Genomic DNA, 21,210 nt, shown 5'->3' with positions numbered 1-21,210 from the left:
CTCCGGCTCTCAGACGTGCAGGACGGCGACCAGGCCCCGCGCCCGGCTGCCGTCCGGCAGCTCCCAGGCACCGGCGACATGTCCGGCGGCCCCCTCGGGCAGGTCCGCCGGGGCGTCGGAGCCGGGGCTCAGGATCCGCCGCAGGACGAGCGTCGCGCCGTCCGGCGTGGACAGCTCGGTGCGCTCCGGGTGGTCGACGACGGTGGTGAAGTCCGCCGGGACCGGCCCGTCGCCGGTGAAGGAGCGGGCGACCTCCTGGTCGACGGCGTCGCTGACGCTCTGGGCCTGGGCCTGCACCCGGCCCTCGATCAGGGCGAGCAGCTGGGCGACGAGGACCGGGTCGTGACAGCCGTCGTAGACCCATCGCGTGCCCAGCACCCCGTGCTCCGCGGTGCTGACGAGAGCATGCTCCGCCCCGTCCAGCGGGGCGCCGCGGTAGGTGAGCGGCACCAGGTAGCCGGCCGGCGCGGAGGCGCCGTCGGCGCCCGGGGCGGCGTCGGTGACCACCATGAACTCGATGCCGACCTCCCCCTCCGGGTCGTCCAGCCGGAAACCGCCGGCCTTGGTCAGCCGCGGTTCCCCGTCGCCGCCGCGGTACCAGGGGCGTGAGGGCAGCCAGGCGGTGAGCATCTCCAGCTTGCTCGGGGTGATGGTGGTCTGGTGGATGACGGCCATACCGGGGACTCTCCTCCGTCGGACGGTGTACGTACCAAGATCCACAAGGTACGCCGCGGCCCCACCGCCTGCCTAGACATCCCCTAGAGCAGGGGCTTGAAGCGGTGGAGGTGCGTGGTGGCGTAGCCGAGCGACTCGTACAGCCGGGTCGCCGGGGTGTTGCCCGCGAAGACGTGGAGGGCGATGCGGCGCAGCCCCCAGCCGTGGGCGGTGCGCTCGGCGGCGAGCATCAGGGTCCGGCCGTAGCCCCGGCCGCGCTGGCTGTCGGCGACCTCGACGTCGTACACGTACGCGACCGGCTCGCCGCCGGGGTCGAGCGCGCGCCGGCCGGTCCATAGGTGGCCGGCGATCACGCTCCCGTCGCGTACGGCCACGTGGAAGGCGGTGCCCTCGGTGGCGAGGCCGTCGGGGAGGCTCGTGCGGTGGCTGGTTTCGGACGCCGCCCTGGCCTGGGCCTCCGGTACGCCGCGGGTGACCCAGCCGCGGGCGAAGGTCTCCCGGGCCGTGGCGTACCACTCCTGGAACTCGGCCTCGCTCATCGGCCGCACCGTCACGCCGTCGTCGGGCAGCGCGGGCGGCGGCCCCGCGAGGTCCTTCACCATGGTGCGGCCGCGCTCGGTGTAGCCGAGGGCTTCCGTCATGCGGAGCGCGACGGTGGCCTCGACGGGGACGACGACCTGGATCTGGCGGCAGCCCCAGCCCCGCAGGACCTCCTCGGCGGCGAGCGCGGCCACGGTGGCGCGGCCGCGCCGCCGGTCGGGCTCGTCGACGCGCAGCGAGCGGACGGTCCCGATCGCCGTGCCGAATCCGGGCAGGGTGCCGAGCTCGACCGCGCCGACGGGACGGCTGTTCACGCAGATGTCGTACGAGCGTGAGCGCGTGCCGTCGGGGGCCTGCTGAAGCGGCCCGGTCGGCCGCAGGGTGGTGGTCATCAGCTGGTTCCTACCCACCCCGCGACCGGGGGCTCACATCTGGGCGGCGCGCTCCGCGAAGATCCGCATGGCCTTGGCGGTGACCGGGCCGGGGGCGCCGGGCAGGTCGCGCCCGTCGACCCGGTGGACCGCCTGGACGTCGCGCAGGGTGGAGGTCAGGAAGATCTCCTCGGCGCTCCGCAGGACGTCCATCGGCAGGTCGGTCTCCTGGGCACCGGTCCACTCCACGGTCAGGGCGCGGGTGATGCCGGCGAGGCAGCCGGAGGCGAGCGGCGGGGTGTGGAGCTGCCCGTCGAGGACGACGAAGACGTTGGAGCCGGTGCCCTCGCAAAGCTGTCCGACGGTGTTGGCGAAGAGCGCCTCGGAGGCGCCCGCCGCGTGGGCCTTGGCGAGGGCGACGACGTTCTCGGCGTACGAGGTGGTCTTCAGGCCCGTGAGGGCGCCGCGTTCGTTGCGGGTGAAGGGGACGGTGATCACGGCCGTGGTGTCGGGCCGGCGCTTGGCCTCGCCGAGGGCGACGATCAGGGTGGGCCCGGTGTCGCCGCGCTCGGAGCCGAGCGGGGACAGGCCGCCGGTGTAGGTGATGCGCAGCCGCCCGAGCGGCATGGGGTTGGCCTCCAGGACGGCGGCGCAGGCGCGGCGCACCTCGTCGAGGTCCGGATCGGGCAGGCCGAGGCCGCGGGCGGAGCGGGTGAGCCGGTCGAGGTGCGGTTCGAGCGCGAACAGGCGGCCGTCCTCCGCCTTGACCGTCTCGAAGATCCCGTCGCCCACGGTCAGGCCGTGGTCCAGCACGGAGACCCGGGCGGTGTCCGCGTCGCGCAGCCCGCCGTCGACCCACAGCTTCATTGTCCGATGGTCCTTCCACTCGCCTCGTACGTCCCCGACGCTACCGCGAGCAGCCGCGACGCCTTGAGTTCGGTCTCGGCCCACTCGCGCTCCGGGTCGGAGCCCCAGGTGATACCGGCGCCGGTGCCGAAGCGCAGCACGGCCGCGCCGTCCGTGCGGTCGATCCAGAAGGTGCGTATGCCGACGGCGAGCTCTCCGGTGCGGCGGTCGGCGTCGACCCAGCCGATGCCGCCGCAGTACGGACCCCGGGGCGCGGTCTCCAGCGCCTCGATGATCTTCAGGGCGCTGGACTTGGGGGCGCCGGTGACGGAGCCGGGCGGGAAGGTGGCCTCCAGCAGCTCCGTCCAGCCCGCTCCCGGGGCGAGCTCGCCGCGCACGGTGGAGACGAGGTGGACGAGTCCGGGGTGCGCCTCGACGGCGCAGAGCGCGGGGACGGTGACCGATCCGGTGGCGCAGACGCGGCCCAGGTCGTTGCGGACCAGGTCGACGATCATCACGTTCTCGGCGTGGTCCTTGTCGAGCAGGTCCTCGGGCGTGCGGCCGGTGCCCTTGATCGGGCCGGACTCGACGGTGCGGCCGTCGCGCCGCAGGTAGAGCTCGGGGGACGCGGTGGCGATCTCCACGCCGTGGGCGGGCAGACGAATCGTTCCGGCGTACGGGGCGGGGTTGCCGCGCGCGAGGAGCGCGGTGAGCGCGTCGACGTCGGCGGCGGCGTCCGGCAGGGGCGCGGAGAGCACCCGGCAGAGGTTGGCCTGGTAGACCTCGCCCGCCGCGATGTGCTCCCGGATCCTGCGGACGCCCGCGGTGTACGCGGCGCGGTCGAGCGACGACGTCCAGTCGCCGGTGGCGGGTCCGCGCCAGGCGCCGGGGACGGGCGCGGGGACCGGGGCCGTACGGACGTCACCGAAGCGGGCGCAGGTCAGACGGCCTTCGAAGTCGGCGCTGACGGCCCAGAAGCCGGTCGAGTCGAGGGCCTCGGGGTCACTGGTGACATCCCGCAGGTCGGTGGCGAGGAGGCCGCCGAAGCGGGCCAGAGGAGCGAGGTGGTGCACGCTTGCGAGTCTATGGCGGGGGCCGGTGGGACGGCGCCGGGCGAGGTCAGCGCAGCACGCTGGGCAAACGCGTTTTTGTACTGGCCCGGGAATCCGCTAGAGTTCAACACGTCGCCGGGACGCGAAAGCGAAACGGAAACGACAAGCGGACGTGGCTCAGTTGGTAGAGCATCACCTTGCCAAGGTGAGGGTCGCGAGTTCGAATCTCGTCGTCCGCTCGAAGTGGGGGATCTTCCCGACCCCCTGCACTCCGGGTGGAGTGGCCGAGAGGCGAGGCAACGGCCTGCAAAGCCGTCTACACGGGTTCAAATCCCGTCTCCACCTCCAAGGACGATTAGCTCAGCGGGAGAGCGCTTCCCTGACACGGAAGAGGTCACTGGTTCAATCCCAGTATCGTCCACTGGATCTTCGGATCCCGGATCCTCGGATCCCCCGCGCGATTAGCTCAGCGGGAGAGCGCTTCCCTGACACGGAAGAGGTCACTGGTTCAATCCCAGTATCGCGCACGCAGTGCCCATGATCTTGATCGTCTTCATTGTTCGGATCATGGCCCCGAGGACGATTAGCTCAGCGGGAGAGCGCTTCCCTGACACGGAAGAGGTCACTGGTTCAATCCCAGTATCGTCCACACCGTCCGGAGCCCCGGTCGCATCACGCGGCCGGGGCTCCGTGTTGTTCCCCCCGCTCAGGAGGAGAAGAGCAGCCGGCCGAAGCCGCGGTGGTGGCTGCCGTGGTGCCCGTGGTGGCCTTGGTGCGGCGCACCCCAGGCGGGGGCGGCCGGAGCCGGGTAGCCCTGCGGGGCCGGCGGGGCGGGCGGGGCCTGCTGCACCCACTGGGCCTCCAGGCGGGTCAGCGCCTCCAGCTCGCCGTAGTCGAGGAAGATCCCCCGGCAGCCGCTGCACTGCTCGATCTGGACGCCGTTGCGGTTGTACGTGTGCATGGGCGCGTGGCACTTGGGACACTGCATGGTTCGGCTCAACTCCTCGCCGTACGGATGGTGTCCTCACCCTACGACGTGGGGCCGGGGTCCAACTCGGGCGGGAGTGTCGCAATTCGGGTACAGGCTTCGACGACGCCGAGCTCGACGTCGTCCAGGTCCCGGTGCTCGGCGCGGGACTTGGCGACCGCGAGGGCGGCGGTCTGCACCGTCAGCGCGCGGGCCGGGACGTCGAGCCGGGGCCACGGGTCGCCGTCCGCGGGGACCGCCGGGCCCCCTGCCGCGCGGTACGCGCCGAGGAACCGCGCCCACACGTCGGGCGCCAGCAGGCCGGCCGCGTACCAGGCCGCCGGGCGGGCCAGGTCCCAGGCGGGGTCGCCGAGACCGAGGTCGTCCACGTCGATGAGGAGCCACGGGCCGGTGGCGGCCGGGTGGCGGACGAGCTGGCCGAGGTGGAGGTCGCCATGGCAGAGCGCCGCCGGGCCGGGCGACGGGGCTTCGTCGCGGGCCCAGGCGGGCAGCCGCGTCCAGGCCGCCAGGACGGGGGCCGCGGCCGGGTGCGGCTCCGCCGCCCGCATGCGCGCCACGGCGCGGGCCGCCTTGGCGGGGCCGCGCATGGGGGGCAGGGGGCCGGGGAGGCCGGCGGGCGGGACCGCGTGGAGTCGGGCCAGCAGCGTCGCCGCCTCCTCCCAGGGTGCGGCGTCCGGGTCGGCGGGGTCGACGGGTGTGCCGTACGGCCAGGCCGTCACGGGGCGGCCCCGCACCTCCGCGGCGCTCACCGGCAGGGGCGGCAGCAGGATGCCGGACAGCAGGGGATGCGCGGCGACCGCGAGGCGCGCGCGGTGCGCGGCCTCCTCGGTGTCGGGCGCGTGGGCCTTGGCGACGGCGTGCCCGTGCCGTACGACGGTTCCGTCCGCGCGGTCGGCCAGCACGGCGGGCGCGCTCCGCCCGCACGCGGGGCACCCCGCGCGCGCCGGACCCTGGGGATGCGCGGCACGCCGGGCGACCCCCGCGAGCTCCTGGACGAGTACCTTCCCGGTCTCCATACGCCGACCCTACGGCCCGGGAAAAGCTCGGTGGCCGGCAGCTCCCCAGCTGCCGGCCACCCACAGGGCCTGCCTTTCGGAGCAGGCCCCAGCCGTCCGCCGCACCCCCGTCCCCACGGGGTTGTTGGCCGGATGTCCCCGACCCGGGCCGCTCTCCCGGATCCGGGGCGCCGCTCAGCGCCCCAGCATCACGCCCACGGACGACGCCTGTGTGAGCACCGCGTCCCAGCCGCCGAAGGCGACCACCAGCAGTGCCGCCAGGGGAAGAACCATCATCGTCGCCACCAGCGGGTGGCGCCTGCCGGACGGGCGGTCGCCGAACGAGGCGTAGGCCTTCCGTCCCTGCGCGCGGACCAGCGTCCGCGGTGCCGTGTCCGCCATGGTTCCTCTCCTGCCGATCTGGCAGCGGCGGGCGTCCGATCTCGGGGGACGAGTACCGCACCCGCCGCTTGACCCCAACATTAGGGACGCGGCCGGTCCGAGGCGTCATGCCCGCGTACCGATTGCCAGGCCTCCCGGAGGATGAGCCGTGGGCCCGGCGCGTACTCCCCTGGGTGGAGACGCGGTCCCGGCGGTGAGGGACATCCCCGAGGGGTGGCGGGGCGGGCGACGGGTTCGCGGGAAGTGGGAGCGGAGGTGGGGCGCGGGGTTCGCGGGAGGTGGGGGCGCGGGGGTGACGTCGATCACCCCGCTCGGCGGTGCACCCGGGCGGCTTCGCACCGCGCCCCAACTCCCGCTGGTCCGGCGGGCCGTGGCACCCGGGGCCGCCGGAAGCCGTATCCCCGCCGCCTTCTGACCACTCCTCAATCCGGCTGCGAGGGCGCGGCCTATGAGCACACCGGGGCGCGGGTACGTAAGCTGTGCCCGTCAAACGGATAACCGCGGCTGCGGGGTGGGGAGCTCCCCACCGTAGGTAGGGGACGGACATGGCGATGATGCGGCTCCGGCGCGAGGATCCGCGTGTCGTCGGCTCGTTCCGGCTGCACCGGCGGCTGGGCGCCGGCGGCATGGGGGTCGTGTACCTGGGCTCCGACCGGCGTGGACAGCGGGTGGCCCTGAAGGTGATCCGGCCGGATCTCGCCGAGGACCAGGAGTTCAGGTCGCGCTTCGCCCGCGAGGTGTCGGCCGCGCGGCGCATTCGCGGCGGATGCACGGCGCGGCTCGTGGCGGCCGACCTGGAGGCGGATCGCCCGTGGTTCGCCACCCAGTACGTGCCGGGTCCGTCCCTGCACGACAAGGTCGCCGAGGAGGGGCCGCTGTCGGCGGCCGACGTGGCCGCCATCGGCGCCGCGCTCTCCGAGGGGCTGGTGGCCGTCCACGAGGCCGGAGTGGTCCACCGGGACCTCAAGCCGTCGAACATCCTGCTGTCCCCCAAGGGCCCCCGGATCATCGACTTCGGCATCGCCTGGGCGACCGGCGCCTCCACGCTCACCCACGTCGGTACGGCGGTCGGCTCCCCCGGCTTCCTCGCGCCCGAACAGGTGCGGGGCGCGGCCGTCACGCCCGCCACGGACGTGTTTTCGCTGGGCGCGACCCTGGCGTACGCGGCGACGGCCGACTCGCCGTTCGGGCACGGCAGTTCCGAGGTCATGCTCTACCGGGTGGTGCACGAGGAGCCGCAGCTGCGCGGCGTACCGGACGCGCTGGCCCCCCTCGTACGGGCCTGCCTGGCGAAGGACCCGGAGGAGCGGCCCAGCACGCTGCAGCTGTCCATGCGGCTCAAGGAGATCGCCGCGCGCGAGGCCCAGGGCCTGTCGGAGAGGCCGCTCGCGCAGCGACCGGTGGGGCGGTCCCTGGACGAGCGGCCCACGGACCGGCCCACCGAGCGGTACACGGAGCGCAACGGGGAGCGGGGCCCCGCGCGGGACACGGAACGCAACACCGGCCGCAACACGGGCGGGCGTACGACCCAGGGGCGCGGCGCGCCGCGTACGCCCGCACCGCACCCCTCACGCGGGGGCGCGCGGACCGGAGGCGGGCGCCCCGGGACCCGGCCCACGGGCTCCCGGCCCGGCGTACGGACGTCGCCCGGCGGGCGCCGGCCCGCGAACCCGCGGCTCCTGCGCCAGCGGATCGTCGTCTTCGTCGTCGTGACGCTGATCGTGCTGCTGGGGATCGCGGCCGCGCAGGGCCTTCAGGGGTAGCAGGGCTTCAGGGGTGGGCGCTCAGGACTCGGGGCGGCCGGTGGCGACCGCGTAGAACGCGACCGCTGCCGCCGCGCCCACGTTCAGCGAGTCCACCCCGTGCGCCATGGGGATGCGGACCCACTCGTCGGCCGCCCGCAGCGCCTTCGCCGACAGACCCTCGCCCTCCGCACCCAGCATCAGCGCCACCCGCTCCATGCGGTGCGGAGCCACCTCGTCGATCGCCGCCGCCTTCTCGTGCGGCGTCAGCGCGAGCAGCCGGAAGCCCGCCTCCCGGACCGTCTCCAGCCCCTGGGGCCAGGACTCGAGGCGGGCGTACGGGACGGAGAACACCGCGCCCATGGAGACCTTCACCGAGCGGCGGTACAGCGGATCCGCGCAGTCCGGCGACAGCAGCACCGCGTCCATGCCCAGCGCGGCGGCGCTCCGGAAGATCGCGCCGATGTTGGTATGGTCGTTGACGCCCTCCATCACGACGACGCGGCGCGTGCCGGCGAGCAGCCCGTCCGCCGTCGGCAGCGGCTTGCGCTGCATCGAGGCGAGCGCGCCGCGGTGCACGTGGTAGCCGGTCACCCGCTCGGCGAGGTCCGGACTCACCACGTACACCGGGGCCTCGGCCTCCTCGATGACGTCCCGCATGACGTCGACCCACTTCGCCGACAGCAGCATCGACCGCATCGCGTAACCGGCCTGGGCCGCCCGCCGGATGACCTTCTCGCCCTCGGCGATGAACAGCCCCTCGGCCGGCTCGCGCCTGCGGCGCAGCTCGACGTCGGTCAGGCCCGTGTAGTCGTGCAGCCGGGGGTCGTCGGGATCGTCGAGGGTGAGGAGTTCCGCCACGGGGGTGCTGCCTTGTCGTCGTCGGAGCGGGTCGAGTGTGGTCGCGTGTGAGGGGGCGTTACGCGGACGGCTGCGACGCGGAGCCGGGGCGCTTGTGCGGGCCCTCGTGGACGACGTCGCCGATGACGATGACCGCCGGCGGGCGTACGTCCTCCGCCTTGACCTTCTCCGCCACCGTCGCGAGCGTCGCGTCCACGCGCCGCTGCGTGGCCGTCGTGCCCTCCTGGATCAGCGCCAGCGGCGTCTCCGGGGCCTTGCCGTACGCGACCAGCGCCTGCGCGATGGCGCCGATCTTGTCCACGCCCATGAGGATCACCAGGGTGCCGCGGAGCTTCGCAAGGGACTCCCAGTCCACGAGCGAGCGCGGGTCGTCGGGCGCGACGTGGCCGCTGACCACGGTGAACTCGTGCGCCACGCCGCGGTGCGTCACCGGGATGCCCGCCGCGCCCGGCACGCTGATCGAGCTGGAGATGCCCGGCACGACCGTGCACGCGATGCCCGCCGCCGCGAGCGCCTGCGCCTCCTCCATGCCCCGGCCGAAGACGAACGGGTCACCGCCCTTGAGGCGGACCACGGACTTGCCCGCCTTCGCGTGCTCGATCAGCGCGTTGTTGATCGCCTCCTGGGCCATGAAGCGGCCGTACGGGATCTTCGCCGCGTCGATCACCTCGACGTGCGGCGGCAGCTCGTCGAGCAGGTCACGCGGGCCCAGGCGGTCCGCGATGACGACGTCCGCCTCCGCGAGCAGGCGGCGGCCGCGGACCGTGATCAGGTCCGGGTCGCCGGGGCCGCCGCCGACCAGGGCGACGAACGGCGTACGGGCGCGGTGGTGCGGCGCGCCGATGGAGCCGTCGCGCAGCCCCTCGAGGATCGCGTCCCGCACGGCGGCGGAGCGGCGCGGGTCGTGGCCCGTGAGGACCGCGACGGTGACGCCCTCGCCGCGGCCCGTCGCCGGGGTCCAGGCCGTGGCCGCATCGGCGTCGTCGGAGCGTACGCACCACACGCGGTGGCGCTCCGCCTCGGCGGAGGCGCGGGCGTTGGCCTCCGGGTCGGTGGACGCGACCAGCGCGTACCAGGCGTCGGCGAGGTCGCCGTCCTCGTAACGGCGCCTCACCCACGTGATCTCGCCCGCCTCCGCCATGGCCTCGACGGACGGGGTCGCGGACGGCGAGACGAGGGTGATGTCGGCGCCCGCCGCGATGAGCGCGGGGAGACGGCGCTGGGCGACCTGGCCGCCGCCGATGACGACGACCCGGCGCCCGGAGAGGCGAAGTCCGACGGGGTAGGCGGGCTGCTCGGCGTACTCGACCATGAGGGTGCGGCTCCTCGGCGGGGGCGGTGGTGCGGTGTGCGGTCTGCGATGTGCTGTCTGCGAGGCCGCTGCGACGGTGAAGCGGCTGGTGGGGCAGGGGGTGGCGCGGGAGGCGCGCGGCGGTGGGGCGCTTGCGACCACCTTACGGTGCGGTGCGCCGGGGTGGTCCGGGGGCTTTCTCCGTGGAGGGCGGCTTGCGCCGGTGGGGCGCTTGTGGCCCGTGGGTGCTTGCGGTGGTTGCCCGCTTGCGCCGGTGGGGGGCTTGTGGCCCGTGGGGCGGGGGCGGTGGGCGCTTGCGGTGGTGGGCGCTTGCGGTGGTGGGCGCTTGCCGCCAGAGCGCTTGCGCCGGTGGGCCCGGGCGGGGGCCGGGGCCTTCGGTGGGGGGTGCTCGGGCTCTCGTTCACCGCGCTTCGCGCGAGTTCAGTCGTTTTACGCCCGAGCACCCCCCACGCTCCGACCCCGTCCCCCTCACGCTCGTGGGCGGGACCTCCGGAGCGCGGAGTTACTTCTCCGTGACGCCCGCCGAGTCGAACGTCGCGACCTCGTGCATCGCGCGCGCCGCGCTCTGGACCACCGGGAGGGCCAGCAGGGCGCCCGTGCCCTCGCCGAGGCGGAGGTCCAGGTCGACCAGCGGGCGCAGGCCCAGCTTGTTGAGAGCCGCCACGTGGCCCGGCTCGGCGCTGCGGTGGCCCGCGATGCACGCCGCGAGGGCCTCGGGTGCGATGGCGCGGGCCACGAGCGCCGCGGCGCCCGCGCTGACGCCGTCCAGGATGACCGGCGTACGCAGCGACGCGCCGCCGAGGATGAAGCCGGCCAGCGCCGCGTGCTCCAGGCCGCCGATGGCCGCGAGGACGCCGATGGGGTCGGCCGCGTCCGGCTGGTGGAGCTCCAGGGCCCGGCGGACGACGTCCACCTTCCGGGCGTGCATCTCGTCGTTGATGCCCGTGCCGCGGCCGGTGACCTCCGCCGGGTCGACACCCGTGTAGACGGAGATCAGCGCGGCGGACGAGGTGGTGTTCGCGATGCCCATCTCGCCGGTGAGCAGGCCCTTGTTGCCGGCGGCGACCAGGTCGCGGGCCGTCTCGATGCCCACCTCGATCGCGGCGAGCACCTCCTCGCGGGTGAGGGCGGGACCGATGGTGAAGTCGGCCGTGCCGGGGCGCACCTTGCGGGGCAGCAGGCCCGGCGTGGCGGGCAGGTCGGCCGCGACGCCGACGTCGACGACGCAGACCTCCGCGCCCACCTGGTTGGCGAACGCGTTGCAGACCGCGCCGCCGCCGAGGAAGTTGGCCACCATCTGGGCCGTCACCTCCTGCGGCCACGCGGTGACGCCCTGGGCGTGGACCCCGTGGTCACCCGCGAAGATCGCCACGGCGGCGGGCTCCGGGATCGGCGGCGGGCACATCCGGGACAGACCGGAGAGCTGGGCGGAGATGATCTCCAGCATGCCGAGCGCCCCGGCGGGCTTCGTCATGCGCTTCTGCCGCTCCCACGCCTCGCCGAGCGCCTTCGCGTCCAGCGGCCGGATGTTGGCGACGGTCTCCTGGAGCAGGTCGTGCGGCTCCTCGCCGGGCAGCGCGCGGCGGCCGTACGTCTCCTCGTGGACGACCCAGGAGAGCGGGCGGCGCTTGGACCAGCCCGCCTGCATCAGCTCGGGCTCCTCGGGGAATTCGTCGACGTAACCCACGCAGAGGTACGCGACCACTTCGAGGTGCTCGGGCAGGCCGAGGGCGCGGACCATCTCGCGCTCGTCGAAGAAGCTGACCCAGCCGACGCCGAGGCCCTCGGCGCGGGCGGCGAGCCAGAGGTTCTCGACCGCGAGGGCCGAGGAGTACGGCGCCATCTGGGGCTGTGTGTGGCGGCCCAGCGTGTGGCGGCCGCCCCGGGTCGGGTCGGCGGTGACCACGATGTTGACCGGGGTGTCGAGGATCGCCTCGATCTTCAGTTCCTTGAACTGCTTGGCCCGGCCCTTGGGCAGCGACTTGGCGTACGCCTCGCGCTGGCGCTGGGCGAGCTCGTGCATCGCGCGCCGGGTCTCGGCGGAGCGGATGACGACGAAGTCCCACGGCTGCGAGTGGCCGACGGACGGTGCCGTGTGGGCTGCTTCGAGGACGCGGAGCAGGACCTCGTGCGGGATCGGGTCGCTGCGGAAGCCGTTGCGGATGTCGCGCCGCTCACGCATCACGCGCAGGACCGCCTCGCGCTCGGCTTCGTCGTAGCCGGGGGCGGGCGGGGTGGCCGCTGCCGGGACCGGGGCCGCTTCCGGATGCGTGGCCGGACCGGCATCCGTGGCCGGGGCCGGGGCCTCTCCCGGCTGCGTGGCCGGGGCCGGCTCCGTGGCCGGGGCCGGGGCGGCCTCCGTGGTGTCGGTGGCGACCGTGGTGGTCGTGTCGTCGGCGGGGGCCTCGACCGGCTGGACCGGCTCGGGGGCTGCCTCTACCTCGACCGGCTGGACCGGCTCCGGGGTTACCTCCACCTCGACCGGCTGCTCCTCGGCGACCGGCGCCTCGGTGGCGGGCTCGACGGCGGGCGGCTCCTCGACGGCCGGAGCCTCGGGCGCGGGGACCTCGGCCACCGGCTGCTCGATCACCGGGGGGACCTCAGGCGCCGCAGGAGCCTCGGGCACCTCAACAACCTCGGGCGCCGCGGGAGCCTCGGGGGCCGCAGCAGCCACGGGAGCCTCGGGCGCCTCAAGTACCTCGGGAGCCGCAGAAGCATCGGGCGCCTCCGCCACCGGCGGAACCTGCGGCTCCTGCGGGGTGGCCTCCGTCTCGACGGGGGCCGCGGGGGCCGGGGCCTCTGCCACGGGCTCCGGGGCGGCCACGCGCTGCGCCGGGACGGTCGCGACCGGCTCCGGGGCGGCCTCGGCGGCAGGCTGTTCCGCGGCGGACGGCTCCACCGGCGCCTCCGGAACGACCGTTTCTGCTGAGGCCGGAGCCTCCGGCCGGGGCTCCGCCGGGGCGGGCGACGGCTGGACGGCCTCCCCCGGCTCCACGGCCTCCACCGGCTGCGGGGACCACGGCTCCGCGCCCTGCGGCGGGATGTCCGCGAGCTGCGGACCCGGCTGGACGGGCGCGGGCTCCTCGTGGGCCACCTCGAAGTACTCGGGGCCGGTCGTCGCCGGGCCCGGGTTCTGCACCGGCACCGGCACGGGCTCCGGCATCGGCTCCGGCGCCGGAACGGGAGCGGGAGCCGACGGAGCGGCGGCCGGGCCGCGGTCGGCGAGGGAGCGGACCACACCGGAGGGCGCGTCGGTCACCGGCGGCCCCATGTGGAGCGGGCGCCGCGCGGGCGGCGGGCCCTGGACGGCCGGCGCCGGAGCCTGGGCGGGTTCGGGAGCGGGCGCGGGCGCGGCTTCCGCCAGCGGCATCCGTACGGCGCCGAGGTCGACCGACCCCGAGTCACGACCGCCCGCCACGTGCGCGTCCGCCTCCTGGGCGGCCGGTTCGTACGCCGCCTGCGGCTGCTGCTCGGAGGCGGCCGGTTCGTACGCCTCGTACACGGGCTGCTGCTGCTCCGGAGCGAACGGTTCCGGGGCGGGCGCCTCCACCGGCTGCGGCGTCGGCTCCGGTGCCTGGAGCTGCTCCGGCGCCTGGTGCACCGGCATCGCCTGCGGCTGTGCCTGCACCGGCATGGGCGAGGGCGGCACGGCGGCGGCCTGCGGGTCGCTGCCCCACGCGCCCTGGGCGCCCGGCATCAGCAGCAGGTCGTCGTCCTCGGCGGTGGTGTCGGAAGGGTCCAGGAAGGTGTACGCGTCCGGAGCGGGGATGCCCGGCTGCTCCACCATGCCCGGGCTCTCCGGCTGTCCCTCGCCCGGGACCTGGCCGGTGTCAGTCATGCGTACCCCTCGCCCATCGGTTGTGCTCCTTCAGACCTTCGCCCGCACTCATCGAAGAGAACGAGCGTGCGCGCCGCGCGGCACGAAGGCCCGCGGGACATCACGTATTGTCGCGGGCTTCGGCCGGGCATGGCAGCGGGTTCCGCCACCGTTGGCTGTGGACTGCGCCACGTCGCGCACCCCCCGATTGCGCCATACCACAGAGGCCACCCCAAAGAGGGCTCCTTTTCCGGACATTGGCATACGAAGTGCCGAACACCCGGCTGCGGTACAACAATCGGCCAGCCTACCTCCCGCGCCGTAGTGGCATGGTCACGGGGCCGGGGCCAGCCTGCTCCCGGCCAGCAGGAACACCACGGAGCGGTCGCGCTCCCGCCAGGCGGAGGTGTCGAGTTCGACGCTCTGGAGCAGCGCGCACTCGACCGCGTATCCGCCCTCCGCCAGGGCGGCGCCGATCGCCTCGGCCTCGTCCCTGGTGGTGGCGTGCGCCACGATCCGCTCGGGGCGGCGGTCGGCGCAGGCGGCGACGACCGGCACTCCCCCGCCCCCGACGCGTACGACGTCGGGCTCGGGCAGCCGTTCCAGGACGTGCGGGGCGCGGCCCGCGACGGTCTGGAGCTGGACGCCGAAGCGGCGGGCGGCGGCCTCGGTGCGGGTGCAGGCGTCGGGGTCGGCGTCGACGGCGATGACGGCGGCGCCGAAGCGGGCGGCCTCCACGGCGAGGGCGCCGGAGCCGCAGCCGATGTCCCAGACGAGGTCGCCGGGGCGGGGCCCGAGACGGGCGAGCTGGGCGGCGCGCAGGTCCGCCGATTCGCCGCGGGAGGCTTCGCCGTCGTACGCGCCGGGCGGCAGGGCCCAGCCGCGTACGGGGCCGGGGTCGCGGCCCATCAGCCAGGGCCCGGTGGGGGCGGGGGCGGCGGTGGCGCCGATGACGATGACGACGTTGGGGTCGCGCCAGGCGTGGTCGGCGGCCTTGTCGGAGGTGAGGACCGTGACCTGTTCGCGCTCGGTGCCGAGCTCCTCGCAGATGACGAAGGTGCGGTGCACGCCCTCGAGGAGCAGGGCCAGTTCGGCGGGGCCGGCGCCCGGGGAGGTGAGGACGGCGACCTTGGTGTGGGCGCGGCACACGTTGACGGCCCGGCGCAGCGTACGGCTGTGGGCGACCACGATCTGCGCGTCGTCCCAGGGCATGCCGGCCCGGGCGAAGGCGGCGGCGACGGAGGAGACGGCGGGCACCACTTCGACCTCCAGTCCGTGCTGGGGTGCGCGCAGGGTGCGGACGACGCCGAAGAATCCCGGGTCGCCGTCGGCGAGGACGACGGCGGTGCCGCGGTGGCCGGCGATACGGCGGGCGGCGAGGTCGACGCTGCCGAGGCGGATGCGCTCCGCGGTCGGCGGGACCTCGGGGAGCGCGAGGTGGTGGGCGGCTCCGGCCACCAGGGTGGCGGCCGACAGGGCGGACCGCGCGGCCGCGGTGAGGGGCGAGCCGTCCCAGCCGATCACCGTGACCCGGTCGGCCATCTTGGTCTGTCTCCTGGGGTGTTGGTGCAGGTCGGGGGCAGGCTGAGGGTACCGCGCGGGGCGGCGGTCAGTTCCAGTCGGTGAAGCCGGAGTAGCCGGCGTCGGCGTGCTGGTCGGCGGCGCCTTCGAGGTCCTCGGGGAGCAGGCTCCAGACGATCAGGTCGGTGCGGATGTCGGCCCAGCCGCCGTCCTCCGTCCGGCTGCGGGCTATCCACGCGTTGCGGAGCACGCCTTCGCTGATGCAGCCGATCTTCTGGGCGACCTGCTGGGAGGCGGTGTTGCCGGCGGCGGTGCGCAGTTCGAGGCGTTCGAAGCGCCGATCGCGGAAGAGCCACTGGGCGACGGCGAGGAGGGACTCGGTGGCGTAGCCCTCGCCGCGGGCCCAGGGGGCGGTGACGTAGGCGGCCTCGGTGGCGCGGGTGTGCCAGTTGGTGTTGCGGAGGTGGACGGAGCCGACGAGGCGCTGGGTGAGGAACTCGGTGACGGCGAGGACGATGCCGCGGCCTTCGGTGCGCTCGGCAGGAGCGATCCTGCTGACCCACTCCTGGGAGTGGGAGGTGGTGTACGGATGGGGAACCGACGTCCAGGCGACGATCAGCTCGTCGTTCATCATCTCGGTGTGAGCCGGAATGTCTGATTCCTCGTAGGGGCGCAGCACCAGCCGTTCCGTGCTGATGGAGATGTCCGGAAAGGTGGATGTCATGCGCTGCTCCATGCCGAAGACCGTCCGTAAAACCGTTCGTAAAGCCATGAACGCACAGCATGCAGCATGGGGCACGCGGTACGCATGGGCGGGTCGGTACGGCCGCGTCGTTACGTCACCGTTGTGACGCCGCAGGCCCCGCGTACCGGACGGGGTGCGCGGGGCCTGCGGGGTTCGGGGGTGCTACTTCACGGCGCCGAAGGCGGGGATGACCGCGCCGTTGCTGTAGGTCTCCTCGATGTACTTCTTCACCTCGGGCGAGTTCAGCAGCTTGACGAGCTTCTGGACCCGGGGGTCGTTCTCGTTGCCCTTCTTGACGGCGAGGAAGTTGGCGTACGGGTTGCCCTCGGGCTTCTCCAGCGCCAGGGCGTCCTCGGCCGGGTTGAGCTTGGCCTCGATGGCGTAGTTGCCGTTGATGACGGCGGCGTCGACGTCGTTCAGGGCGCGGGGCACGGTGGCGGCCTCCAGCTCCTTGAACTCCAGGCCCTTCTTGTCCTTGATGTCGGAGAGCTTGGCGTCGGCGCCGACGCCGTCCTTGAGGGTGATGACACCGTGGTCGGCGAGGAGCTTGAGCGCGCGGCCCTCGTTGGTGGTGTCGTTGGGGACGGCGACGGTCTGGCCGGGCTTCAGGTCCTTGAGGGACTTGACCTTCTTGGAGTAGAAGCCGAGGGGCTCCAGGTGGACGTTGACCACCGGGACGATGTCGGTGCCGTTCTTCTTGTTGAAGTCGTCGAGGTACGGCTTGTGCTGGAAGTAGTTGGCGTCGACCTGGCCCTGGTCGGTGGCGGTGTTCGGCAGGACGTAGTCCGTGAACTCCCGCACCTTCAGCTGCAGGCCGGCCTTCTCGGCCAGGTTGTCCTTGACGAAGGTGAGGATGTCGGCGTGCGGCGTCGGGGACGCGGCGACGACGAGCGGCTTGGACGCGTCGGCCTTGCCGCCGTCGGACGTGGCGCCCGGGTCGGAGGCCGTGCCGCAGGCGGTGAGGCCGAGGGCGAGGGCGGTGATGCCGGCGAAGGCGGTGGTGAGCTTCAGGTTCTTGATGTTCTTACGCACGAAAAGTGCCTCTTTCTGGTGGTGCGGACAACGCCCGGACAAGGAGTGCGGGCTGTGTGGGGGAGAAAGTCAGGAGGCGGTACGTCCCCGGCGGGCCAGGAGCCGTACGGCGAGGTCGCCGATGAGCTGGACGACGGTCACGATGACGATCAGCAGCACCACGGTGACGAGCATGAACTCGGTCTCGAAGCGCTGGTAGCCGTAGGTGATGACCTTGGAGCCGAGCCCCTCGCCGCCGACCGCGCCGGCCAGCGCCGAGTAGCTGATCAGCGTGATGACCGTGGTGGTGAGGGCGGCGATCAGGGACGGCAGGGCCTGCGGGAGCAGCACCTTCCGCACGATCGTCGGGATGGAGCCGCCCATGGACTGGACGGCTTCGACCAGTCCGTGGTCGACCTCGCGGATCGCCGTTTCGACGAGGCGCGCGAAGAAGGGGATGGCGCCGATGGAGAGCGGCACGATCATGGCGCTCGGGCCGATGAAGGTGCCGACCACGAAGGTCGTGAAGGGGATCAGGGCGACGAGCAGGATGATGAACGGCAGCGAGCGGCCGATGTTCACGATCGCGCCGATGACCTTGTTCACCGGTCGGTTCTGCAGCAGTCCGCCCTTGTCGGTGAGGACGAGGAGGACGCCGAGCGGCAGACCGCCGATGACGGTGACGACGGTGGACCACAGCACCATGTAGAGCGTGTCGATGGTGCCCTGTTCCAGCAGGGGCCGCATCTCTTCCCAGGTCACTTCGTGGCCTCCTTGACCAGCAGCGGCTCTTCGGTGGCGGCGGTGGCACCGGTCGCCTCGTCGTCGATGACGTCGACCTGGAGGCCCTGCTCGCGCAGGAAGCCGACGGGCACGACGTTCTCCTCGTAACGGCCGGGCAGCTCGATGCGCATGCGCCCGATCTGCTTGCCGCCGACGGTGTCCATGGCGGCGCCGAGGATCGAGATGTCGACGTTGTACGTGCGCGACAGCTGGGAGATCACCGGCTGGGTGGCGGCCTCGCCGTGGAAGGTGACGTCGAGGACCGTGCGGTCCGGGCCGGTGGCGGTGCCGGTGACCGGGAACAACTCGTGGGCGAGCTCGGAGCCGGGGGTGGCCAGCAGCTCGGCGACGGTGCCGGACTCGACGATCCGGCCCTTCTTCATCAGGGCGGCCGAGTCGCAGATCTGCTTGACGACGTCCATCTCGTGCGTGATGAGGAGGACGGTCAGGCCGAGCTGGCGGTTGAGGTCGCGCAGCAGTTGGAGGATGGAGCGGGTGGTCTCCGGGTCCAGCGCGCTGGTCGCCTCGTCGGAGAGCAGCACCTTCGGGTTGCCGGCGAGCGCGCGGGCGATGCCGACGCGCTGCTTCTGGCCGCCGGAGAGTTGGCCGGGGTACGCCTTGGCCTTGTCGGCGAGGCCGACGAGGTCGAGGAGTTCGCGCGCACGGCGGGAGCGCTCGGCACCGTGGACGCCGAGGATCTCCAGGGGCAGCTCGATGTTGTCCTGGACGGTGCGCGAGGACAGCAGGTTGAAGTGCTGGAAGACCATGCCGATGCGGCTGCGCGCGCGGCGCAGCTCCTTGCCGGCGCGGCGGCCCCGGCCGGCGAGCGCGGTCAGGTCGGTGCCGTCGACCGTCACGGTGCCGGAGGTGGGACGCTCCAGGAGGTTGACGCAGCGGATGAGGGAGGACTTGCCGGCGCCGCTCTGTCCGATGACGCCGAAGACCTCGCCCTCGCGGACGTGGAGGTCGACGCCGTCCAGAGCGGTGACCTGGCGGCCTCTCGTCTCGTAGACCTTGGTCAGGCCCGAGGTGGTGATCACAGGGGTTTCCGTCACTGTCGAGTGCGCGGCGCGGAGTCCGCCGGGCACGGGGCATTCGTCACACGGGTCGTTCGTCGTTCCGACGCGCGGCACGGCTGGTCCGGCGGTGACCGGGGGGTGGCACGTGCGCGGGGCGGGCGGCGGGGTCCGGCGGTCGCGGTGGTGGTTCCGCTTGCGTACGGACGCGGCGGCCGGCTCGGCTGTCGGTCTCGCTTCGGGGCGCGAGGCTCACGCGGGGGCCCTCAGAAGGCGCACATTCGACACATACAACGAGCACCGGGCGTCATCATCGCCTCGGTCGCAAGGGTGCGGCTGCTCGTCGTGGTCATGCGTGCCAGTAAAGCAGACACGTCTTCGGGGTTCGGGCGGCTGTCCGCATAGCGGACTGCTGCGTCGCACCATGCGGACGCCGATATTCCGCCCCTCGCGCGGTGGCGGCACCTCCATGACCTGCGCGGATACGGCGGGACGACCGGTTCGGCGGCCGAGGCGGCGGCCCGCACGCGGTGGCATGTTGTGGTCAAGACCACGGCTGCCGGGGTGGTGGACGGAGCCGGGTGCCGCCCATGGGGGCGGTCGCACCGGGCCTTTTGGGCCGTATTAGTCTCGGCGCATGCTCGACGCCCTGACGGTCGCGGTTTCCGTGGCCGCGCTCGCCCTCGCCGCCTGGTGCGGCTTCGCCGCCTACCGGGACCAGCCCACGAAGGACTGGCACTTCATCGGCATGGCGGTGGTCACGGTGCTGGCGCTCGCTCAGCTGGTCATCGGCGTCGTGCTGCTGGCGCGCGGCGAGAAGGCCGACGAGGGCACGGCCATCTTCGTGGCGTACCTGATCGGCGCGTTCTGCGCGGTACCGGCGGCCGCGTTCATGTCGCTGGCGGAGCGCACCCGCTGGGGGTCGGCGACCGTCGCGGCGGGCGCGGTCGTGCTGGCCGTGCTGGAAGTGCGCCTCTTCGACATCTGGGGGGCCTGACGTGGCGGCGGAGCGCAGGCTGGTCCAGGGGCCGGGCATGCTCGTGGTCTGGCTGTACGGGGTGATGTCGGTCGGCGCCGTGTCGCGGTCGGCGTACCAGATCGCGACCGAGTTCGACCGCGCGCCGCTGCCGTACACGCTGTCGGCCCTCGCGGCCGTGGTGTACGTCTTCATCACGTACACGCTGGTACGGGGCGGGGAGACGGCCCGCAGGGCGGCGCTGGTGTGCTGCGCCGCCGAGCTCGTGGGCGTGCTGGCCGTGGGGACCTGGTCCCTGCTGGACCCGGGCGCGTTTCCGGACACCACGGTGTGGTCCCGGTACGGGTACGGCTACGTCTTCATCCCGGTGCTGCTGCCGGTGACCGGGATCCTGTGGCTGCGGAAGGCGGCTACGCGGCCTTCTCCAGCGTGACGAGGGTGAGGCGCGGCCCGACCTGCCGGGTGGCGACCGCCTCGTACCCCTTCTTGCGGTAGAGGCGCAGGTTGCCGTCGCTGCGGTGGCCGGTGAAGAGCTGGTAGCGCTTGGCGGCCGGGTCGGCGGCGAAGTGCTGCTCGATGGCGTCGAGGAGCCGGCTGCCGAGACCGTGGCGGCGCATGCGCGGGTGGACGATGAGCTTGGCGATGCGGGCCGTGCCGGTGGCGTCGACCTCGCCGCGTACGGAGGCGACGACCTCGCCGCCGAGCCGTGCCACGAGCGCGTGGCCGCGGGCGATCTCGGCCTTCAGGTCGTCGAGGGTCTGGGTGAGGGGCTCGATGGTGTAGTCGCCGTAGAGCTCGGCCTCGCTCTGGTAGCAGAGGTACTGCAGCTTGAGGATGTGCTCCGCGTCCTGCTCGTCCGCCGCTGAGATGGTCACGCTCATGCCCATGTGTGCATGCCTCCGGCTCACCTGATACGCCCTGTCGGTCTACCGCACCATTCCCCGATGGGCGGGAGCGGCAACCTCTGCCGGCAGCATTCTGCGCAGACATCCCAGGCAACGGGAACGCATTGGCCCTAGACTCCCCTGTGAGATACCCAACTCTCCTGCGATTTCGCGGTAGGTCGGGTCGTTTGGCGACAACATCGCAGCCAGCAGCCTCCGACAGTGGGCGGGCGCCCGATCGATGGCGTGCCGCAGGACGCGGCGCCGTTCGGCGGTGAGCGCGGCGCTCTCGGGCTCGGGTTCGCCGTCTGGGAACCGCTCCTCCCCGCCGTACTGGTGCTCGCGCACGGCCGTACGGCGGGCGCGGCGGGCCTCGGCACGCACGGCGCGGCGCAGCCAGTCGGCGGGGTCGTCCGGCACGCCGCCGGGCCGCCGGGAGGCGGGGCCGCCGCGGGGCCGGGAGGCGGGACTGGAACCGGGCCGGGAGGCGGGGCCGGAGCCGTCCAGCCGTTCCAGGAGGCGGAGCCACACCGCCTGTTCGAGGTCGTCCGGCTCGATGCCGGCGGCCGCGGCCTCGGCGTGGCACTCGGCGGCGAGGAGAGGCGCGAGGGCGCGGAGGGGTTCGGGGAGGTGGAGGGCGCCGGGGGCGCCGGTCGGTGTCGTCGTCATGCCG

At 73.6% G+C, this 21,210-nt stretch carries 20 protein-coding genes and 5 tRNA genes; 8 read left to right on the top strand and 17 right to left on the bottom strand.

The features are described from left to right. Positions 1 to 9: 9 nt before the first annotated feature. From ACZ42X_RS16850 to ACZ42X_RS16835, 4 genes are all read right to left on the bottom strand, one after another. Positions 10 to 675: a maltokinase N-terminal cap-like domain-containing protein gene (locus tag ACZ42X_RS16850; protein WP_468289955.1), complete on the bottom strand. Its 666-nt coding sequence runs from the start codon at positions 673 to 675 to the stop codon at positions 10 to 12. Between the two features lie 83 nt (positions 676 to 758). Continuing rightward, positions 759 to 1,607: a GNAT family N-acetyltransferase gene (locus tag ACZ42X_RS16845; RefSeq protein ID WP_468289952.1), complete on the bottom strand. Its 849-nt coding sequence runs from the start codon at positions 1,605 to 1,607 to the stop codon at positions 759 to 761. 33 nt (positions 1,608 to 1,640) lie between these two features. Then, positions 1,641 to 2,453 carry an aminotransferase class IV gene (locus ACZ42X_RS16840; protein WP_468289950.1) on the bottom strand — a complete coding sequence of 271 codons (813 nt, stop codon included), beginning with the start codon at positions 2,451 to 2,453 and terminating at the stop codon, positions 1,641 to 1,643. Further along, positions 2,450 to 3,505: a chorismate-binding protein gene (locus ACZ42X_RS16835; RefSeq protein WP_468289947.1), complete on the bottom strand. Its 1,056-nt coding sequence runs from the start codon at positions 3,503 to 3,505 to the stop codon at positions 2,450 to 2,452. The genes ACZ42X_RS16840 and ACZ42X_RS16835 overlap by 4 nt, the downstream gene beginning before the upstream one ends. Positions 3,506 to 3,650: 145 nt before the next feature. Here ACZ42X_RS16835 and ACZ42X_RS16830 point away from each other — a divergent pair. The 5 genes from ACZ42X_RS16830 (at position 3,651) to ACZ42X_RS16810 (ending at position 4,133) form a co-directional block, all read left to right on the top strand. Continuing rightward, positions 3,651 to 3,723 (top strand) — tRNA-Gly (locus ACZ42X_RS16830). A 35-nt stretch (positions 3,724 to 3,758) separates the two neighbouring features. Next, positions 3,759 to 3,832, top strand: a tRNA-Cys gene (locus ACZ42X_RS16825). Between the two features lies 1 nt (position 3,833). Continuing rightward, positions 3,834 to 3,905: transfer RNA gene (locus ACZ42X_RS16820), tRNA-Val, on the top strand. A gap of 34 nt (positions 3,906 to 3,939) precedes the next feature. Next, a tRNA-Val gene (locus ACZ42X_RS16815) sits at positions 3,940 to 4,011 on the top strand. A 50-nt stretch (positions 4,012 to 4,061) separates the two neighbouring features. After that, positions 4,062 to 4,133 (top strand) — tRNA-Val (locus ACZ42X_RS16810). A gap of 57 nt (positions 4,134 to 4,190) precedes the next feature. On the opposite strand, the gene ACZ42X_RS16805 is transcribed toward ACZ42X_RS16810, so the two are convergent. From ACZ42X_RS16805 to ACZ42X_RS16795, 3 genes are all read right to left on the bottom strand, one after another. Beyond that, positions 4,191 to 4,472: a TFIIB-type zinc ribbon-containing protein gene (locus tag ACZ42X_RS16805; protein ID WP_468289944.1), complete on the bottom strand. Its 282-nt coding sequence runs from the start codon at positions 4,470 to 4,472 to the stop codon at positions 4,191 to 4,193. Between the two features lie 41 nt (positions 4,473 to 4,513). Next, a complete protein-coding gene (locus ACZ42X_RS16800; protein ID WP_468289941.1) occupies positions 4,514 to 5,488 on the bottom strand; it encodes a phosphotransferase family protein in 975 nt (324 codons plus the stop codon). Between the two features lie 174 nt (positions 5,489 to 5,662). Continuing rightward, positions 5,663 to 5,869 (bottom strand): hypothetical protein, encoded by a 207-nt coding sequence (locus ACZ42X_RS16795; RefSeq protein ID WP_361428914.1) that lies wholly within the window; start codon positions 5,867 to 5,869, stop codon positions 5,663 to 5,665. 545 nt (positions 5,870 to 6,414) lie between these two features. Between ACZ42X_RS16795 and ACZ42X_RS16790 the strand changes: the two genes are divergently transcribed. Then, complete coding sequence (locus ACZ42X_RS16790) at positions 6,415 to 7,632, top strand: serine/threonine-protein kinase (protein WP_468289937.1); 1,218 nt, start codon at positions 6,415 to 6,417, stop codon at positions 7,630 to 7,632. Between the two features lie 21 nt (positions 7,633 to 7,653). Here the strand turns inward: ACZ42X_RS16790 and ACZ42X_RS16785 are convergent, their stop codons facing one another. The 8 genes from ACZ42X_RS16785 to ACZ42X_RS16750 all read right to left on the bottom strand — a co-directional run bounded on the left by ACZ42X_RS16785 (position 7,654) and on the right by ACZ42X_RS16750 (position 18,701). Further along, positions 7,654 to 8,472 carry a TrmH family RNA methyltransferase gene (locus ACZ42X_RS16785; RefSeq protein WP_468289934.1) on the bottom strand — a complete coding sequence of 273 codons (819 nt, stop codon included), beginning with the start codon at positions 8,470 to 8,472 and terminating at the stop codon, positions 7,654 to 7,656. 58 nt (positions 8,473 to 8,530) lie between these two features. Continuing rightward, the gene (gene cobA, locus ACZ42X_RS16780; RefSeq protein WP_468289931.1) at positions 8,531 to 9,784 is read right to left on the bottom strand and encodes a uroporphyrinogen-III C-methyltransferase; all 1,254 of its coding nucleotides are present in this window, start codon (positions 9,782 to 9,784) and stop codon (positions 8,531 to 8,533) included. 502 nt (positions 9,785 to 10,286) lie between these two features. Continuing rightward, positions 10,287 to 13,622 carry a nicotinate-nucleotide--dimethylbenzimidazole phosphoribosyltransferase gene (cobT, locus tag ACZ42X_RS16775; RefSeq protein ID WP_468289928.1) on the bottom strand — a complete coding sequence of 1,112 codons (3,336 nt, stop codon included), beginning with the start codon at positions 13,620 to 13,622 and terminating at the stop codon, positions 10,287 to 10,289. Between the two features lie 312 nt (positions 13,623 to 13,934). Further along, a complete protein-coding gene (cbiE, locus tag ACZ42X_RS16770) occupies positions 13,935 to 15,143 on the bottom strand; it encodes a precorrin-6y C5,15-methyltransferase (decarboxylating) subunit CbiE (protein ID WP_468289925.1) in 1,209 nt (402 codons plus the stop codon). Positions 15,144 to 15,210: 67 nt separating this feature from the next. Further along, the gene (locus tag ACZ42X_RS16765; RefSeq protein WP_468289922.1) at positions 15,211 to 15,858 is read right to left on the bottom strand and encodes a GNAT family N-acetyltransferase; all 648 of its coding nucleotides are present in this window, start codon (positions 15,856 to 15,858) and stop codon (positions 15,211 to 15,213) included. Positions 15,859 to 16,029: 171 nt separating this feature from the next. Beyond that, entirely contained in the window at positions 16,030 to 16,899 is an 870-nt protein-coding gene (locus ACZ42X_RS16760; RefSeq protein ID WP_468289919.1) for a MetQ/NlpA family ABC transporter substrate-binding protein, read from the bottom strand. Between the two features lie 69 nt (positions 16,900 to 16,968). Then, complete coding sequence (locus ACZ42X_RS16755) at positions 16,969 to 17,640, bottom strand: methionine ABC transporter permease (RefSeq protein WP_468289916.1); 672 nt, start codon at positions 17,638 to 17,640, stop codon at positions 16,969 to 16,971. Next, positions 17,637 to 18,701, bottom strand: a complete 1,065-nt coding sequence (locus ACZ42X_RS16750; protein WP_468289913.1) for a methionine ABC transporter ATP-binding protein — start codon at positions 18,699 to 18,701, stop codon at positions 17,637 to 17,639. The genes ACZ42X_RS16755 and ACZ42X_RS16750 overlap by 4 nt, the downstream gene beginning before the upstream one ends. A gap of 613 nt (positions 18,702 to 19,314) precedes the next feature. Between ACZ42X_RS16750 and ACZ42X_RS16745 the strand changes: the two genes are divergently transcribed. Next, positions 19,315 to 19,674: a hypothetical protein gene (locus ACZ42X_RS16745; protein WP_468289910.1), complete on the top strand. Its 360-nt coding sequence runs from the start codon at positions 19,315 to 19,317 to the stop codon at positions 19,672 to 19,674. Positions 19,675 to 19,711: 37 nt separating this feature from the next. Continuing rightward, positions 19,712 to 20,086, top strand: a complete 375-nt coding sequence (locus ACZ42X_RS16740; protein WP_468290168.1) for a hypothetical protein — start codon at positions 19,712 to 19,714, stop codon at positions 20,084 to 20,086. Here ACZ42X_RS16740 and ACZ42X_RS16735 read toward each other — a convergent pair. Beyond that, positions 20,064 to 20,540: a GNAT family N-acetyltransferase gene (locus tag ACZ42X_RS16735; protein ID WP_361422410.1), complete on the bottom strand. Its 477-nt coding sequence runs from the start codon at positions 20,538 to 20,540 to the stop codon at positions 20,064 to 20,066. The genes ACZ42X_RS16740 and ACZ42X_RS16735 overlap by 23 nt on opposite strands. 39 nt (positions 20,541 to 20,579) lie before the next feature. Further along, positions 20,580 to 21,206, bottom strand: a complete 627-nt coding sequence (locus ACZ42X_RS16730; protein WP_468289907.1) for a sigma-70 family RNA polymerase sigma factor — start codon at positions 21,204 to 21,206, stop codon at positions 20,580 to 20,582. Positions 21,207 to 21,210 lie beyond the last annotated feature (4 nt).

The organism is Streptomyces sp. NPDC030862, assembly GCF_055571835.1.
The sequence above is the reverse complement of the archived record's forward strand: the minus strand, read 5'-3'. Positions and strand labels throughout refer to the sequence as shown.

What these genes read in the sequence shown, in the direction of transcription:
- ACZ42X_RS16805 (WP_468289944.1), bottom strand. Translation starts at nt 4,472, where the DNA reads ATGCAGTGTCCCAAGTGCCACGCGCCCATGCACACGTACAACCGCAAC.
- ACZ42X_RS16765 (WP_468289922.1), bottom strand. Translation starts at nt 15,858, where the DNA reads ATGGAGCAGCGCATGACATCCACCTTTCCGGACATCTCCATCAGCACG.
- ACZ42X_RS16735 (WP_361422410.1), bottom strand. Translation starts at nt 20,540, where the DNA reads ATGGGCATGAGCGTGACCATCTCAGCGGCGGACGAGCAGGACGCGGAG.
- cbiE (WP_468289925.1), bottom strand. Translation starts at nt 15,143, where the DNA reads ATGGCCGACCGGGTCACGGTGATCGGCTGGGACGGCTCGCCCCTCACC.
- ACZ42X_RS16790 (WP_468289937.1), top strand. Translation starts at nt 6,415, where the DNA reads ATGGCGATGATGCGGCTCCGGCGCGAGGATCCGCGTGTCGTCGGCTCG.
- ACZ42X_RS16850 (WP_468289955.1), bottom strand. Translation starts at nt 675, where the DNA reads ATGGCCGTCATCCACCAGACCACCATCACCCCGAGCAAGCTGGAGATG.
- ACZ42X_RS16730 (WP_468289907.1), bottom strand. Translation starts at nt 21,206, where the DNA reads ATGACGACGACACCGACCGGCGCCCCCGGCGCCCTCCACCTCCCCGAA.
- cobT (WP_468289928.1), bottom strand. Translation starts at nt 13,622, where the DNA reads ATGACTGACACCGGCCAGGTCCCGGGCGAGGGACAGCCGGAGAGCCCG.
- ACZ42X_RS16740 (WP_468290168.1), top strand. Translation starts at nt 19,712, where the DNA reads ATGCTCGTGGTCTGGCTGTACGGGGTGATGTCGGTCGGCGCCGTGTCG.
- ACZ42X_RS16745 (WP_468289910.1), top strand. Translation starts at nt 19,315, where the DNA reads ATGCTCGACGCCCTGACGGTCGCGGTTTCCGTGGCCGCGCTCGCCCTC.
- cobA (WP_468289931.1), bottom strand. Translation starts at nt 9,784, where the DNA reads ATGGTCGAGTACGCCGAGCAGCCCGCCTACCCCGTCGGACTTCGCCTC.
- ACZ42X_RS16800 (WP_468289941.1), bottom strand. Translation starts at nt 5,488, where the DNA reads ATGGAGACCGGGAAGGTACTCGTCCAGGAGCTCGCGGGGGTCGCCCGG.
- ACZ42X_RS16845 (WP_468289952.1), bottom strand. Translation starts at nt 1,607, where the DNA reads ATGACCACCACCCTGCGGCCGACCGGGCCGCTTCAGCAGGCCCCCGAC.
- ACZ42X_RS16840 (WP_468289950.1), bottom strand. Translation starts at nt 2,453, where the DNA reads ATGAAGCTGTGGGTCGACGGCGGGCTGCGCGACGCGGACACCGCCCGG.
- ACZ42X_RS16795 (WP_361428914.1), bottom strand. Translation starts at nt 5,869, where the DNA reads ATGGCGGACACGGCACCGCGGACGCTGGTCCGCGCGCAGGGACGGAAG.